Annotated in this window: 16 protein-coding genes; 13 read left to right on the top strand and 3 right to left on the bottom strand. The window is 70.0% G+C overall.

Annotated features, from left to right (window positions below):
* The 3 genes from N864_RS02025 to N864_RS02015 all read right to left on the bottom strand — a co-directional run.
* The coding region (locus N864_RS02025) for a phage holin family protein (RefSeq protein WP_081793286.1) at window positions 1-574 on the bottom strand (574 nt) is incomplete at its 3' end.
* A 240-nt stretch (window positions 575-814) separates the two neighbouring features.
* A complete protein-coding gene (locus N864_RS02020) occupies window positions 815-1711 on the bottom strand; it encodes a VOC family protein (protein ID WP_034712812.1) in 897 nt (298 codons plus the stop codon).
* Window positions 1708-2364, bottom strand: a complete 657-nt coding sequence (locus tag N864_RS02015) for a class II aldolase/adducin family protein (protein WP_051518073.1) — start codon at window positions 2362-2364, stop codon at window positions 1708-1710. The genes N864_RS02020 and N864_RS02015 overlap by 4 nt, the downstream gene beginning before the upstream one ends.
* A gap of 87 nt (window positions 2365-2451) precedes the next feature.
* Here N864_RS02015 and N864_RS02010 point away from each other — a divergent pair, with 87 nt between their 5' ends.
* The 13 genes from N864_RS02010 to dmpG all read left to right on the top strand — a co-directional run bounded on the left by N864_RS02010 (window position 2452) and on the right by dmpG (window position 13144).
* Window positions 2452-3051 carry a PadR family transcriptional regulator gene (locus N864_RS02010; protein ID WP_051518072.1) on the top strand — a complete coding sequence of 200 codons (600 nt, stop codon included), beginning with the start codon at window positions 2452-2454 and terminating at the stop codon, window positions 3049-3051.
* A 96-nt stretch (window positions 3052-3147) separates the two neighbouring features.
* Complete coding sequence (locus N864_RS02005) at window positions 3148-3813, top strand: FadR/GntR family transcriptional regulator (RefSeq protein ID WP_051518071.1); 666 nt, start codon at window positions 3148-3150, stop codon at window positions 3811-3813.
* Window positions 3814-3928: 115 nt separating this feature from the next.
* Window positions 3929-4750: an ABC transporter permease gene (locus tag N864_RS02000; RefSeq protein WP_081793284.1), complete on the top strand. Its 822-nt coding sequence runs from the start codon at window positions 3929-3931 to the stop codon at window positions 4748-4750.
* On the top strand, window positions 4747-5625 hold the full coding sequence (locus N864_RS01995) for an ABC transporter permease (RefSeq protein ID WP_034712809.1): 879 nt from the start codon (window positions 4747-4749) through the stop codon (window positions 5623-5625). The genes N864_RS02000 and N864_RS01995 overlap by 4 nt, the downstream gene beginning before the upstream one ends.
* 18 nt (window positions 5626-5643) lie before the next feature.
* Window positions 5644-6438 (top strand): ABC transporter ATP-binding protein, encoded by a 795-nt coding sequence (locus tag N864_RS01990; protein ID WP_034712806.1) that lies wholly within the window; start codon window positions 5644-5646, stop codon window positions 6436-6438.
* 34 nt (window positions 6439-6472) lie between these two features.
* Window positions 6473-6694: an SDR family NAD(P)-dependent oxidoreductase gene (locus tag N864_RS01985; protein WP_205620840.1), complete on the top strand. Its 222-nt coding sequence runs from the start codon at window positions 6473-6475 to the stop codon at window positions 6692-6694.
* Between the two features lie 67 nt (window positions 6695-6761).
* The gene (locus tag N864_RS01980; RefSeq protein WP_034712802.1) at window positions 6762-7745 is read left to right on the top strand and encodes an ABC transporter substrate-binding protein; all 984 of its coding nucleotides are present in this window, start codon (window positions 6762-6764) and stop codon (window positions 7743-7745) included.
* On the top strand, window positions 7742-8539 hold the full coding sequence (locus tag N864_RS01975; protein ID WP_034712800.1) for a 2-keto-4-pentenoate hydratase: 798 nt from the start codon (window positions 7742-7744) through the stop codon (window positions 8537-8539). The genes N864_RS01980 and N864_RS01975 overlap by 4 nt, the downstream gene beginning before the upstream one ends.
* 2 nt (window positions 8540-8541) lie before the next feature.
* The gene (locus N864_RS01970; RefSeq protein ID WP_051518069.1) at window positions 8542-8817 is read left to right on the top strand and encodes a tautomerase family protein; all 276 of its coding nucleotides are present in this window, start codon (window positions 8542-8544) and stop codon (window positions 8815-8817) included.
* A 1-nt stretch (window position 8818) separates the two neighbouring features.
* Window positions 8819-10258 (top strand): aldehyde dehydrogenase, encoded by a 1440-nt coding sequence (locus N864_RS01965; RefSeq protein WP_034712798.1) that lies wholly within the window; start codon window positions 8819-8821, stop codon window positions 10256-10258.
* An 11-nt stretch (window positions 10259-10269) separates the two neighbouring features.
* Window positions 10270-11109 (top strand): 2-keto-4-pentenoate hydratase, encoded by an 840-nt coding sequence (locus N864_RS01960; RefSeq protein WP_034712849.1) that lies wholly within the window; start codon window positions 10270-10272, stop codon window positions 11107-11109.
* 2 nt (window positions 11110-11111) lie between these two features.
* A complete protein-coding gene (locus N864_RS01955; protein ID WP_034712848.1) occupies window positions 11112-12071 on the top strand; it encodes an acetaldehyde dehydrogenase (acetylating) in 960 nt (319 codons plus the stop codon).
* A 38-nt stretch (window positions 12072-12109) separates the two neighbouring features.
* Window positions 12110-13144 (top strand): 4-hydroxy-2-oxovalerate aldolase, encoded by a 1035-nt coding sequence (dmpG, locus tag N864_RS01950; protein WP_034712796.1) that lies wholly within the window; start codon window positions 12110-12112, stop codon window positions 13142-13144.
* Window positions 13145-13397 lie beyond the last annotated feature (253 nt).

Below are 13397 nucleotides of genomic sequence, written 5' to 3'. Positions count from 1 at the left end.
GGGCGTCAGCGAGCCGGGCCTCCGGCGAGCCGGGCGCGATGCCGGGTGCGCTCGACGCGCTGACCGGCGACGCGTGTGCGGCCTGAGTGGGCGTCTGGGCTGCGGCCGCCGGGCTGCCGACGGCCGCGCCGGGGACGGCCCGCGAGCCGTTCGGGACGTACGGGTTGCTCGTCGCCCGCTTCAGCGCGGCGACGGTCAGCTCGGCCTCGGCGACGGCCTTGGCCGGCTTCGGCTGCACGGTCTTGAGCCGGCGGATGCCGACGAGCGCCAGGACGCCGGCCACGAGGAGGAAGAACACGGTGACGATCAGGTAGCTGAGCCACTTCGGCAGGCCGGCCGCGGTGATGCCCTCGGCGATCGTGATGAAGATGAAGTAGACGGAGTAGAAGGCGATGACGCCGGCCGCGGCGAGCAGGACACCGCCCATGCCGGCCTTCTTGACCTGCGAGCTGAGCTCGGCCTTGGCGAGCGCGATCTCCCCGCGGATGATCGTCGAGAAGTCCTGGGTGGCGGAGGCGACGAGCTGGCCGAGGGTTCGCTCGTTGCGGTCCTGCCCGGGCTTCATGGTGCTCATCGGCTGCACTCCTCACCTGGCTGACGCGCGCCCGCCGGGCGCCTGACCGTTCTCACCCTACTGTGCCCACTGCGAGCAGGGCTCAGACGCGGCGGGTTACGTCACGCTCGGGCTGGCTCCCGTCGGCCGGTATGCCGCTGAGCGGGGTCCCGCTCGACCGTCGCCTTTGGCGCGTCGTCCCACCGCGGGGTCGATGTATTACCGCGGCGTATCGGCCTCGGTTTCACATCCACCGGCCGCTCAGTCCCAGGGGTTCTCTTCCCCGGACGCGACCTGGTACTGGGTGCTCACGCGGGCGTGCGGCCCGAGCCACATGTCGATCGACCCGGGCTCGTTCGGGTCGAACCATCGGGGAGTCCAGCTCGCGTCGTCCTCGATGCGGCGCACGCCGTAGGAGTACTCGTAGGTGAGGCCTTCGGGACCCTTGAAGTAGAGGAAGATCGCCGTCGACTGCGGGTGGCGTCCCGGGCCCTGTTCGATCTCGACCCCGTTCGCCTCGAGGAAGTGCCAGCTGCGCATGACGTCGTCGATCGACTCGACCTGGAAGTTGATGTGGCAGAGGCCTGGCCGCTCGCCCTTGAAGATGGCGAGCTTGTGGTGCACGGGGTCGATGCGCATGAGGCAGGCGCCACCGCTGACCCAGTCGGACACCTTGGCGTTGAAGTGCCGCGTCCAGAACTTGCTGGCCTCGAAGATGTCGGGGGCGTCGAAGCACATGTGCCCGAACTCGGTGATGCCTGCGGGCCGGTTGAACTTCACCGGGGTCGGCAGGGTGACCTGACCAACGACGAGGTCGATGCGGTTGCCGAAGGGGTCCTCGAACTGGATGAAGTCGTGGACGTGGCGGCTCAGGGCGCCCTCCTTGGAGCCGCGCTTGACCATGAGCCCGGCCTGTTCGAGCTCGGTCTCGGCGTTCTCGAGGGCGTCGAGGTCGGCGAGCGTGAAGCCGGAGCTGAGCACGCCCGACCTGCCCTCGACGAAGGCGAGGCAGTGGTGGCGCTGGTCGCCGCGCAGGTAGGCGACCCCGTCCTCGTGCTTGACCAGCTCGAGTCCGACGATGTTCGTCGCGAACTCGACCGCGGTGGTGATGTCGGCCGCGCCGGATCGGACGTAGGCGATGTCCATGAGCTCGATCACTGTGAGTGCTCCTTGTCGATGAGGTGGTGCCAGATACGAGTCAGCAGCTCGGGGGCGACGGCGCGCCAGGCCTCCTGCTCGTCAGGGGGCAGGGGGGTCGGGGTCCCCGCGGCCGCAGCGGCGGCGTTCAGCTCCGCGCTCGCCTCGAGCACCCACATCAGGGCCACTGCATGTGCCACGGTCGGACCGACCGTGACGGCACCGTTGCCGCGCATGATGACGGCGTCGCCCCGGAGGCTCTGCGCGAGAGCCCGCCCGCTCTGCTGGTCGCGCACGAGGCGCGAGTCGGGGTGGACCGGCACGCAGTCGCCGAGGAAGGCGCCCTGGCCGTGCAGCGGGCGGATGGTCACCTCGGCAGAGCTGAGTGCCGTCGTGACCTTCGGCTGCGCCCGGCAGACCGCCTGCACGTCCGGGCGGCTGGCGTAGAGCTCGCGATGGATCCACGCCTCCTTCGGCACCCCCGGCGGCAGCCCGGCGTCAGCGAGCGAGACCGCCATGACGTCACCCGCGCCGAAGCGGTTCAGGGGAACGGGCGGGGAGATGACGAAGCTGTCGTCACCGGTCCGCACGGAGACGTGCCCGAACGCCGTGACGAGACCGCTGCGGGCGAGCGCAGCCCCGGCCTGCACGAGCAGGGCGGCGTGATCGGGCACCTTTGCCTCCAGTCAACGACGATGGGCCAGACGCTACCGTCCTAAATAGGAATAGTCCATAGTCGGAATACCGTCTACGCTCGACCCATGTCCCTGAGACACGCACTGCTCGGGGTGCTGAGCGCCCGGCCGATGAACGGCTACTCCCTGGCCCGCTTCTTCCTCGCCTCGCAGAACTGGGTCTGGTCCGCGCCCCGCAGCCAGATCTACTCCGCACTCAAGTCGCTCGAGGACGACGGGCTGATCGACGCATCCCGCGAGGAGGGCCGGAACGGGCTGGTCACGAAGGTCTACTCGCTGAGCCCTGCGGGGCAGGCCGAGCTCGACCACTGGGTCTCGACGCCACAGCCGCCGTCGCCGCATCGCGACGCTTTCGCAGTCCAGGCCCTGCACTTCGACGCGATCGACCCCGAGGACGCAGCCACGGTGCTCCGGGCCTACCTGGACGACCAGCGCCGGCAGCTCGCCGAGTGGGAGAGCCACCGGGACGCACTGGCAAGCAGGTCCACGCCGTTGCTCAAGGAGCGGCTCGCCTCGCGGCCCGCCGGCGAGCACGAGCGCATCGCCACCCTCAAGGCGCACGTCTTCGAGGGGCAGGCCATGCAGGCGCTGGCCCGGATCGCATGGGCCGAGCAGGCGCTCGAGCTGGTTGCCGCCGGCGTCTCCGTTGCGACACCGACGGGATGACATCAGCCCAAATCATTACTATGATTTCTGCTCGTGACGACTGGTGAAACGACGCTCCGGCCTACCGCGGGCGCTCGAACCTCGAGGGCTGAAGCCGTGGCAAGTGACCTGGCCGAGCAGATCCTCGGCAAACAGGTCCAGGCCGGCGACCGGCTCGGCACCAAGGATGAGCTCCGGGAGCGCTATGGGGTCGCCTCCGGCACTCTCAACGAGGCGATCCGGCTGCTCCAGACGCGGGGCCTGGTCGACCTGAAGCCCGGGCCGCGCGGCGGCATCTTCGTCGCGGCGCCGCCCGCCCACATCCGCCTCAGCCACCTGATCCTTGCCCTCGGTGACGAGGCCCTGTCGGTGGCCGACGAGTTCGAGGTGCGCAACGCGCTCGAGGTGCCCATCGCCGTCAATGCTGCCAAGAGCGCCGGGTCTCGCGACATCAGCCGGCTGCGGCGGCTCGTGGACCGGATGGGGAAGGCGGGCGAGGACCCGGCCGAGTACCTGCGCCGCAACTGGGAGCTGCACGAGGCCATCGCCCGGCTCTCGCCGAACGAGCTGCTCCGCACGATCTACGTGACGCTCCTCGACAGCGCCCGCGACGCCGTGCGCACCGTCGCCCCCGACGAGGAGTTCCGTGCCTCCTGGCGGGACAACTGGCAGCTGCACGTGGACCTCGTCGAAGCGATCGCGTCCGGGGACCCGGCCCGCGCGGTGGCGGCGGCCGAGGCACACCGCCCGATGTCGGCGATGGTGCCAGGGCTGGGCTCCTGACGCCTCGCTCGGCCTGAGGACTTGCCCTGTAACCAATATAATGATTACAGTTGGCCGCACGGCCATCCCAAGGAGGGCAAGTGGGCAACGTCGCCGCGCCAGTGCAGGCACACGCATGAGCGCCATCACGTCGAGGATGGTCAGGAAGCAGTCCGGGCGCCGCCGGGCCGGCGGACGGGTCGGCCGTGGCATCGTCGGGGTGGCCGTCGCCGTCCTCGCAGCGCAGCTGCTCTCCGTGAGTGGCGCCATCTCGCCGACGTCGCTGCCGCCGATGTTCGAGGTGCTCGGCTCGACGGGCCACCTCTTCGTCGACCCGTCCTTCCTTCGCGAGGTTCTCGCGACGATCCAGGCGGCGGTGACCGGTCTCGCGATCGCGACGGCGATCGCCGTGCCAGCCGGTCTTGTCCTCGGGTCGTTCCGGCTCCTCAACCAAGCGGCGTCGGCCGTGGTGGAGTTCCTGCGCCCGATTCCCTCCGTCGCGCTCATCCCGCTGGCGATCCTCCTCTTCGGCCAGGGCGCGCAGATGAAGGTGTCGCTCGTCGTCTATGCCTCCGTGTGGCCGATCTTCTTCAACACGATCTACGGCGTGCGTGATGTGGAGCCGCTTGCCAAGGAGACGGCTCGGATCTTCCGGATCCCGCCCCTGCGAGTCCTCACCCACGTGCTGCTTCCGTCTGCCGCGCCGTTCGTCGCGACGGGCATCCGGGTCGCGGCCGCGATCGCGCTCATCGTCACGATCAGCGCCGAGCTGCTCGCCGGCTCCGCGGACGGGCTGGGCGCGTGGATCCTGCGGATGAGCAGCGGGGGCGCCAACCTCGCCCTCGTCTATGCCGGCACGATCTTCGCCGGCCTGCTCGGGCTGGTCGTGAACTGGCTCCTCGTCCGGGGCGAGCAGCGTCTCTTCCGTTGGCGGCGTGAGGGAGTGGGGGCGGCATGAGCACGGTGTCCGGGCGAACCGACTCCAAGGCGGCCCTCCCGGGGGCGGCGACCCGGCGGTCCGGCCCGATGCTCCGCTGGCTGGGCACCCGCGGTCCGCGGGAGTTCGTGCTGCGGTGGGTCGTCCTGTTCGCGCTCTTCATCGGGTGGGAGCTCGCCGCGAAGGCAGCGGAGTCGCCATACTTCCCACCCCCCAGTGAGTTCGCGGCGCGCGCGGCCGAGCTGTGGCTACCGGCCGACGGAACCTGGCTGACCGAGGCCACGGCCAACGACGTCCTGCCGAGCCTCGCGCGGATGTTCGGCGGGCTCGCCCTCGGTTCGCTCGTCGCGGTCGTGCTCGGCGTGGCGATCGGGCTCAGCCGTCGTCTGGGCGACTATGTCGACCCCCTCATCCAGTTCTCGAGGGCGATCCCGCCCCCGGCGCTCATCCCGATCTTCCTCGTCCTGTTCGACCGAGGGGCGCTGATGCGCGTGCTCCTCATCGCGTTCGGGGCAATGTGGCCGGTCCTGCTCAACACGATCGAGGGGGTGCGCAGCGTCGACGTCATCAAGTACGAGACCGCGTCGATCTTCCGCATCGGGTTCGCCGACAAGCTGGTGCGGATCGTCCTGCCTGGCGCTGCACAGAAGGTCTTCGCCGGGCTGCGCACCTCGTTGGCCCTCGGCCTCATCCTCATGGTCATCTCGGAGATGGTCGCGAGCACGGGCGGCATCGGCTTCCACATCGTCCAAGCGCAGCGCAGCTTCCAGATCCTCGACATGTGGGCAGGGATCCTCCTGCTGGGGGTCCTGGGCTACCTGCTCAACCTCGTCCTGACAGTCGTCGAACGCCGGGTCCTCGCCTGGCACCGGACCACCAACCGCGAGATCGCCTGAGCCCGGGAGGGACCCCTCATGCTGACTGCCAACCACCTGTCCCACACCTATGGCTCTGGCGCGGGTGCCCACGCGGCGCTCGCCGACATCGACTTCACCGTCGAGCAGGGCGAGTTGGTCTCCATCGTTGGGCCCTCCGGCTGTGGCAAGACCACGCTCCTGCGCACCCTCTCCGGGCTCATGCGGCCCACCGGCGGCAGCGTCACGTTCCACGGTGACGAGATCGTCGAGGTGCCGACCGGTCTCGCCATGGTGTTCCAGGACTACAGCCGCTCGCTCTACCCCTGGCTCACGGTCGAGGACAACGTCCGCTTCCCGCTCCGACGACTGCATCTCCCCAAGGAGGAGCTCCGCTCCCGGATCGACGAGGCGCTCGCCGCCGTGGGCCTGACCGGCCACGCCGCCAAGTACCCGGGCCAGCTGTCCGGCGGTATGCAGCAGCGGGTGGCCATCGCGCGCGCACTCGCCTACCGCCCCGAGATCCTCCTCATGGACGAGCCGTTCGCCTCCATCGACGCCCAGACCCGAGAGGACCTCGAGGACCTCGTCCTGGAGGTCAAGCAGCGCTTCTCGATGACGATCATCTTCGTCACCCACGACATCGACGAGAGCGTCTACCTCGCCGACCGGGTCGTCGTCCTGTCGAAGCCCCCGACGCGCGTGGTCACGATTCTCGACGTGCCCCTTCCCGGCGAGCGCGACCAGATCTCGACCAAGGAACTGCCGGAGTTCATCCGGCTCCGCGGTGAGGTGGCACGGCTCATCCGCCACCCCCGCGACGCCCAGGAGCCCGTCGCTGCGGCTGCCGGCTGAGCATGGACCTCGGGCTCGAGGGGTGCCGCGCGTCGTGACCGGTGCCGCCGCCGGCATCGGTCGTGCGGTCGTCGAGGCACTCACCCGTGAGGGCGTCAACGTCCTCGGCGTGGACCGCAACGAGGCGGTGATCAGGGAGCTGGGGGAACGGCCGGCCGTCACATCGCTCGTCCAGGACCTGCTCTCCCCGCCCGCCGGCCACATCACAGGCACGGTCGTGGCCGTCCATGGCGGCATGGCAACGCATCTTCTCTGACCCCGTTGACACTGGTATTGATTGTATTCAATACTCTGCACATCACTCCTTCAGAAGGGACTGTCCAATGCGTACACGCTTCTTCCGGTGTGCTGGCGCGGGTCTCGCCGCCGGTGCCCTCGTCCTCGGGCTGGCCGCGTGCGGTGGCGACGAGGTGCCCACGGCGGACGCCAAGGGCAAGGGCGGCGTCGAGGTCTCCAAGCTCACCGTCGGCATCGTCCCCGTCATCGACCACGCCGCCATCTTCGTCGCGAAGGACAAGGGCCTCTTCACGGCAGAGGGGCTGACCGTCGAGCCCCGGCCGCTCCAGGGTGGCGCCGCCGCCGTCCCGGCCATGATGTCCGGCGACCTGCAGGCCGCCTTCGCCACCTACCCGTCGTTCCTCCTCGCCGAGGCCCAGGGCATCCACGTCAAGATCGTCGCCGAGGGCGTCCGGGCAACGGACAAGACCGGCGGCGTCTACGTGTGGAAGAACTCGCCACTGAAGGACGCCGCGGAGCTCGCCGGCAAGACGATCGCCGTCAACACGCTGAACAACACCGGCGACGTCACGATCAAGGCGGTCCTCAAGGAGAAGGGGGTCGACCCGAACAGCGTCAAGTTCATCGAGCTCCCGTTCCCTGACATGGCCGGTGCCCTCGAGCGCGGCAGCGTCGACGCAGCGTGGGTGGTGGAGCCGTTCCGGACGGGGATCGCCGCTGCCGGTGGTCGCCAGATCCTCGCCTCCTACTCGGGGATCGCCGAGGGCATTCCGGTCTCAGGACTGGGGATGTCGGCCAACTTCGTCAAGGACAACCCGAACACGGCTGCCGCCTTCGCGCGGGCGATCGAGAAGGCGAACGCCCTCATCGCGGACGACCCCAACCTGGCGCGCAACGAGGTGACGAAGTACTCGAAGAGCACTCCGGAGCAGGCGAAGGCGATGGAGCTGCCCAAGTGGGTCAAGGGAGCGCCTGACGTCAAGGAGCTGACCCGCGTCAACGACCTGATGCTGCAGACCGGGGCGCTCAAGAAGCCCGTTGACGTCGCCTCCATGGTGCTGACCAAGTGACGGCCCCGACCCAAGCGGGCTGGACCCTCGAGCGGGTCGCCGACGAGCTCCTGGCCGCCGAGGCGGAGCGCCGTGACCGGGGCCCGATCACCGACGAGTTCCCCGGGCTCGACCTCGCCTCGGCGTATGCCGCTCAGGACCTTCTCGTCGAGCGCAAGCTCGCGACGGGCGAGCAGCTCATCGGTGCGAAGCTCGGTCTGACCTCCGAGGCGAAGCAGCGGCGGATGGGCATCGATGCACCCTTGACCGCCTGGCTGACCGACGCGATGCCGATCCCCGCCGGCGAGCCGGCCCTCCTGGGCGAGCTGATCCATCCTCGCGTGGAGCCCGAGATCGTCTTCGTCCTCGGTGAGGACCTCGCCGGGCCCGGTGTGACCGCCGAGCGTGCCCTCGCTGCGGTCGACCGCGTCTACGGCGGCTACGAGATCATCGACTCCCGCTACCGGGACTTCAAGTTCACCCTGCCCGACGTCGTTGCCGACAACGCGTCCTCGGCCCGCTTCGGGATGGGCGCGGTCGAGCTGCGACCGGACGAGCTCGACCTTGCCGCCGAGGAGGCCATCGTCGAGGTCGACGGCACCGAGGTCGACCGGGCGACGGGCGCCGCCGTGCAGGGTCACCCGGCCGAGGCCCTCGCCCTGGCCGCCAACGCCCTCGGGCAGCGTGGCCGGTCGCTGAAGGCCGGATGGGTCGTCCTGACCGGGGGGATGACCGACGCGGTCTTCCTCCACCCGGGGAGCACCGTCACTGTGCGGTTCACCAACCTCGGCACCGTCAGCGTGAAGGGAGTCTGACCATGCCACTTGTCGAGGTGACGCTGACCGAGGGGCGCGCACCGGAGGCGCTCCGCGAGCTCATCCACCGCGTCCACGCCGCGGTCGAGTCCTCGCTCGGTGCCAATCCCCAGAGCATCCGGGTGATCGTGCGGGAGGTGCCGCGCACGCACTGGGCTGCCGGTGACCAGACCCTGGCCGAGCGTGACGCGGCCCAATCGGCCGCCGCCCCCGCCGAGCCCTCGACCGAGCACACGACCGAGCACACGACCGCCCCGCCGTCCCAGGAAGGAGACTGACGTGGAGTCATTCGGACATGTCATCGACGGCGAGGAGATCTTCTCCGAGTCCGGCCAGACCTTCACGTCCATCGACCCCTACACCGGGGAGGCCTGGGCCGAGTTGCCGCTCGGAGGTACTGCCGAGGTCGACCGGGCGGTTGCGGCCGCCCGCCGAGCCTTCGACGAGGGCCCGTGGCCGCGGATGGGCCGAGCGGAGCGGCGCCGGATCATCAACCGGTTCTGCGAGCTGATCCTCGAGCACGGGGACGAGCTTGCCCTGGCGGACACCCGCGACATGGGCAAGCCGATCACGCAGAGCCGCGGCAACGACGTGCCCCGCACGGCCGACAACTTCAGGTTCTTCGCCGACCATGCGCTGCTTACGCCTGCCGAGGCCCTGCCCATGGACACCGGGCATCACGCCTACACCAGGTACGAGCCGGCGGGCGTCGTCGCCGCGATCGCGCCGTGGAACTTCCCGATGATGCTGGAGAGCTGGAAGGTCGCGCCCGCCCTCGCCTGGGGCAACACCGTCGTCCTCAAGCCGGCAGAGGACTCTCCCACCTCGGCCACGATCCTCGCCCGGCTCGCCCTCGAGGCCGGCATCCCGCCGGGCGTCTTCAACGTCGTGCACGGCTACGGACCCGACTCGGTCGGGGAGGCGCTGACCCGGCATCCGGACGTCGACCGGATCACCTTCACCGGCGAGTCCACGACCGGACGGATCATCTCGGCCGCCGCGGCCGCCAACCTCACCCCGGTCAGCCTCGAGCTGGGCGGCAAGGGCGCAAACGTCGTCTTCGAGGACGCCGACCTCGACAAGGCCGTGGCGTGGTCGATCCGCGCGATCTTCACCAACTCCGGCCAGGTGTGTCTCGCCGGCTCGAGGCTCTACGTCCACCGGTCGATCCTCGACGCGTTCCTCGAGCGGTTCGTCGCCGCGGCAGAGGCGATGGTGGTCGGTGACCCGAAGCAGCCCGCCACCCAGATCGGACCGCTGTCCTCGCAGACCCACTACGAGAAGGTCCGGCGCTACTTCGACACCATCGAGCAGGAGGGCGGCACGGCGGTCACGGGCTCCGTCGGTGACGGGCTCTTCATCCACCCGACCGTCGTGACCGGCATGCCCGAGGACGCCCGACACCAGTGCGAGGAGATCTTCGGCCCCATCGTCACCGTGTCGCCGTTCGACACGGAGGCGGAGGTCATCGGCCTCGTCAACGACTCGCCGTTCGGCCTCAACGCGATGCTCTTCAGTGAGAATCTCTCCCGCGCCCACCGGGTCGCAGCGAAGCTCGACGTGGGCACCGTCTGGGTCAACTGCTTCTTCATCCGCGACCTGCGAGCGCCCTTCGGCGGGGTGGGCGACTCGGGAGTCGGGCGTGAGGGGGGCTCCTACAGCCGCGAGTTCTTCACCGAGCCCAAGGCCGTCGTCATGCAGATCGACGAGAGCGCGTGAGCGGGTCGTCCATGCCAGACACGCAGACAACGGCCTCCGACCTCGTCACCGCCGCGGTCGAGCGGCTCACCGCCGCAGCGGAGAGCGGCGTGCCCTGCGCCCCCGTCCGGGACCTGATCGGCACCGACGACGTCTCCGTCGCCTATGCCGTGCAGCAGCAGCTGACGCGGGGCCGCCTGGCCGCGGGCGCGCGGGTCGTCGGGCACAAGATCGGCCTGACGTCCCCCGCCGTGCAGCAGCAGCTGGGCGTCGACCAGCCGGACTTCGGCGTCCTCTTCGACGACATGGACGTCACGACCGGCAGCGAGGGCGGTGCCGGAGTCGTCCCGTCGGGGCGCCTCATCCAGCCGAAGGTCGAGGCCGAGATCGCCTTCGTCCTGGGTGCCGACCTCGACGATCCTGACCTCGACGACCCGGACCGCGGCCCAGCCATCGTGCGGGCGGCGGTCGACCACGAGGTGGCTGCCATCGAGGTCGTCGACAGCCGGGTGGAGGGCTGGGACATCCGGATCACCGACACCGTCGCCGACAACGCCTCGAGCGGGCTCTTCGTCCTCGGGGGCCAGCGCCGCAAGCTCGCGGAGGTCGAGCCCGCGGACACGCCGATGCGGCTCTATCGCAACGACGAGCTCGTGTCCGAGGGCACGGGCGCGGCGTGCCTCGGCGACCCGCTGACCGCCCTGCTCTGGCTGGCCCGGACGGCCCGCAACCACGGCGACCCCCTCCGGTCCGGGCAGGTCGTCCTCTCCGGCGCGCTCGGCCCGATGGTGCCGGCCCTGCCGGGCGACGTCGTGCGCGCCGAGATCTCCGGCCTCGGCACGGTGGCCGTGACCTTCGCGAACGAGGAGTGATGATGAGCAGGACCAAGGTGGCCGTGATCGGCTCCGGCAACATCGGGACCGACCTCATGATGAAGGTGCTCCGGCTCTCGGAGACCCTCGAGATGGCGGCGATGGTCGGCATCGACCCCGACTCCGACGGCCTCGCCCGGGCGCGAAGGCTCAAGGTGCCGACGACCGACCAGGGCGTCGACGGGCTGATCGCCATGGACGGCTTCGACGAGATCGCGATCGTCTTCGACGCCACCTCAGCGAAGGCCCACGTGGCCAACGCGGCCAAGCTCGCGCCATACGGAAAGAAGCTCGTCGACCTCACGCCGGCGGCGATCGGGCCGTATGTCGTGCCGCCCGTCAACCTCGACGTGCACCTCGACGAGGGCGCGGACAACCTCAACATGGTCACGTGCGGCGGCCAGGCGACGATCCCGGTCGTCCACGCCATCTCGAGGGTGACACCCGTCGCCTACGCCGAGATCGTCGCGTCCATCGCGTCCAAGTCGGCCGGGCCCGGGACGCGGGCCAACATCGACGAGTTCACCGAGACGACGTCGGCTGCGATCAAGAGCGTGGGCGGGGCGCGCCGCGGCAAGGCGATCATCGTCCTCAACCCGGCCGAGCCCCCGCTGGTCATGCGCGACACCGTCTTCGCGCTCGTCGGCGACGCTGACCACGACGCGATCCGTGCCTCGGTCGCCCAGATGGTCGAGACGGTCGCGGAGTACGTGCCGGGCTACCGGCTCAAGCAGGACGTGCAGTTCACGGCGGTTGCGCCCGACGAGCCGGTCCACACGCTTCTCGCCGACGGCGCGGCGGAGGTCACGACGAAGGTGTCGGTCTTCCTCGAGGTCGAAGGGGCCGCCCACTACCTGCCCGCCTACGCCGGCAACCTCGACATCATGACGTCGGCAGCCCTGCGCACCGCGGAGGCGATCGCCACCCGGCTCGGCGCCACGACCGCCGGGGTCTCCCGATGACCGCCACCACCCACGCGACTCCCGTGAGGACCACCCCGATGCAGGATGCCACCGCCCCGGTCGACCTCTACGTCCAGGACGTCACGCTCCGCGACGGCATGCACGCGGTCCGGCACCGGATCCGGCCGGAGGACGTCGCCACGATCGTCGCCGCGCTCGACGCAGCAGGCGTCGACGCGATCGAGGTCGCGCACGGCGACGGGCTCGCCGGCGGGTCGCTCAACTACGGCCCGGGGTCCAACACCGACTGGGAGTGGATCGAGGCGGCCGCCAGCGTCATCGAGCGAGCGACGCTGACGACGCTGCTCCTGCCCGGCATCGGCACGATCGCCGAGCTCGAGCACGCCTATCGGCTCGGTGTCCGCTCCGTCCGCGTGGCCACGCACTGCACCGAGGCCGACGTGGCGGCCCAGCACATCAGCACCGCCCGCGAGCTCGGGATGGACGTCTCCGGCTTCCTCATGATGAGCCACATGGCCCCCGCGAAGGAGCTCGCGGCGCAGGCGAAGCTGATGGAGACGTATGGCGCGCACTGCGTCTATGTCACCGACTCGGGCGGCCGGCTCACGATGGACGGTGTCCGCGACCGGATCCGCGCCTACCGCGACGTCCTCGACGAGGGGACGCAGATCGGCATCCACGCCCACGAGAACCTCTCGCTCTCCGTGGCCAACTCCGTCGTCGCGGTCGAGGAGGGCGTGCGTCGGGTCGACGCCTCGCTCGCCGGACACGGGGCAGGGGCCGGGAACTGCCCGATCGAGGCCTTCATCGCGGTGGCCAACCTGCAGGAGTGGAAGCACCGCTGTGACCTCTTCGCACTGCAGGACGCGGCCGACGACTTGGTCCGCCCGCTGCAGGACCGCCCGGTGCGCGTGGACCGCGAGACGCTGACACTCGGCTATGCCGGCGTCTACTCGAGCTTCCTTCGGCACGCCGAGCGCGCCTCGCGCGAGTACGGCCTCGACGTGCGCACGATCCTGCTCGAGGTGGGCCGTCGCAAGCTGGTCGGAGGGCAGGAGGACATGATCGTCGACATCGCCCTCGACCTGCTCTCCGAGCAGCGGGCCGGCTGACACTAAGGCCGTATGCCGCTGGGCTTGGGCCCGCTTCGACGGCTCGGTCCGGAGGGGGTCGGGTCAGTGGCGCCGACGGGAGGAGAAACGGGTCAGGCCGAGACACGCCAGCATCCCGGCGGAGAGCCAGACGACTCCGGTGATGATTGCGGCGATGACGTCCATGCCGACGAGGTACATACGGACCTCCCGTGGAGGGGGAAGGAGAGAGCCATCGTCTACCCCGTCCTGACACCGCTGCACCGGCGCGCCC

It is taken from the genome of Intrasporangium chromatireducens Q5-1 (genome assembly GCF_000576575.1).
Taxonomy (GTDB): Bacteria; Actinomycetota; Actinomycetes; order Actinomycetales; family Dermatophilaceae; genus Intrasporangium_A; species Intrasporangium_A chromatireducens.
Note: the sequence above shows the minus strand (reverse complement) of the source record. Positions and strands in the feature narration are given on the sequence as shown.